The organism is Vibrio sp. S12_S33 (assembly GCF_963889785.1).
Classification (GTDB): Bacteria; Pseudomonadota; Gammaproteobacteria; order Enterobacterales; family Vibrionaceae; genus Vibrio; species Vibrio aestuarianus.
The window spans coordinates 1-2,138 of sequence record NZ_CAWPQZ010000117.1 but is presented as its reverse complement, the minus strand read 5'-3'; the positions used below and the strand labels follow the sequence as shown (position 1 = coordinate 2,138).

Sequence of the window (2,138 nt, the reverse complement as noted above, 5' to 3'; positions counted from 1 at the left end):
TTGACGGACGAGGGTGCTTACAGCGTCACCAGCAGTATCAGTGATGCAGCAGGTAATACCACCGCTGAAAGTGCGCCAGTAACGTTTGATTTAGACACTACTATTCCGGGTGATACGGACGGTGATGGCGTGAGTGACACCGCGCCAACCTTGACCATAGCCGATGCAGCCGATGGCAGCGTCAGCGTGGCTGAAAACAGTGACGGTCTTGACACTGTGGTGACCATTCCTGAGGGTGTGGAAGTGGGTGATACGGTGACGTTAACCATCACCAACCCCGATGGCAGCACCACAGAGCAAACCTACAGCGTGACCCAAACGGATGTTGATACCGGCAGTGCGAGCATCACTATTCCAAGTCTGACGGATGAAGGCGCCTACAGCCTTACCAGCAGTATCAGTGATGCGGCGGGTAACACCACCGCTGAAAGCGCGCCAGTGACGTTTGATTTAGACACCACCATTCCAGGTGATACGGACGGTGATGGCGTGAGTGACACGGCGCCAACGTTAACCATTGCCGATGCGGCGGACGGCAGCGTCAGCGTGGCCGAGAACAGTGATGGTTTTGAAACCAATGTCACGCTTCCAACGGGTGTGGAAGAAGGGGATACGGTGACGTTAACCATCACCAACCCAGATGGTAGCACCACGGAGCAAACCTACACCGTGACGGCGGCAGATCTTGCCAATGGCAGCGCGGACATCACCATTCCAAGCTTGACGGACGAGGGTGCTTACAGCGTCACCAGCAGTATCAGTGATGCAGCAGGTAATACCACCGCTGAAAGTGCGCCAGTAACGTTTGATTTAGACACTACTATTCCGGGTGATACGGACGGTGATGGTGTAAGCGACACCGCGCCAACCTTGACCATAGCCGATGCAGTCGATGGCAGCGTGAGCGTGGCTGAAAACAGTGACGGTCTTGACACTGTGGTGACCATTCCTGAGGGTGTGGAAGTGGGTGATACGGTGACCTTAACCATCACCAACCCCGATGGCAGCACCACAGAGCAAACCTACACCGTCACCTTGCTAGATACATTAACTGGAACGGCTGCCATTACCATTCCAAGTCTGACTGACGAAGGTATGTACAGCGTCACCAGCAGCATCAGTGATGCGGCGGGTAACACCACCGCTGAAAGTACGCCAGTGACGTTCGACCTTGACACCACCGTACCGGGTGATACCGATGGTGATGGCGTAAGCGATACTGCGTCAACCTTGACCATTGCCGATGCGGCCGATGGCAGCGTCAGCGTGGCTGAAAACAGTGATGGCATTGAAACCAATGTGACGCTTCCAGCGGGCGTGGAAGAAGGCGATACCATCACCTTAACCATCACCAACCCAGATGGTAGCACTACGGAACAAACCCACACCGTGACGGCGGCGGATCTTGCCAATGGCAGCGCCGACATCACCATTCCAAGCTTGACAGCGGAAGGTAACTACAGCATCACCAGCAGTATTACGGATGCCGCAGGCAACACCAATGGTGACAGCGCGCCAGTGACGTTTGATTTTGACGCCACCGTACCAACTGCGGCGCCAACGCTCACCATCGCGGATGCAGCGGACGGTAGCGTGAACGTGGCAGAGAACAATGACGGCGTTGAAACGGTGGTGAGTATTCCAACGGGCGTGGAAGTGGGTGATACGGTGACGTTAACCATCACCAATCCAGATGGCAGTACGACGGTACAAACTCACGAAGTAACCTTATTAGAAACACTAACAGGCAGTGCGACGATCGTTATTCCGAGCCTGACGGATGAAGGTAACTACAGCCTTACCAGCAGTATCAGCGATGCGGCGGGTAACACCACCGCTGAAAGCGCGCCAGTGACGTTTGATTTAGATATCACTATACCCGTCACACTCACTTTGAGTATTGATGAAGCTTCAGATGGCAATATAGATATTATCGAGAATGCCGATGGTATCGAGACAGTCGTATCTTTCTCTGCAGGCGCTAAAGCTGGAGATATTTTGACTGTATCATTAACTGATAATTCAGGAAATCAAACAGATTATACTCATGTCCTCACTGATACTGATATCACCAATGGTTCGGCTAATGTTTTAATTCCAAGTTTAGTTGCTGAAGGAAATTATAGTGTAACGAGTAC

At 52.8% G+C, this 2,138-nt stretch carries 1 protein-coding gene; it reads left to right on the top strand.

What is annotated here, in order from left to right; genetic code table 11:
• Window positions 1-2,138: beta strand repeat-containing protein (locus tag AACW06_RS19245; RefSeq protein WP_192076291.1), on the top strand; the 2,138-nt coding region annotated here is incomplete at both ends.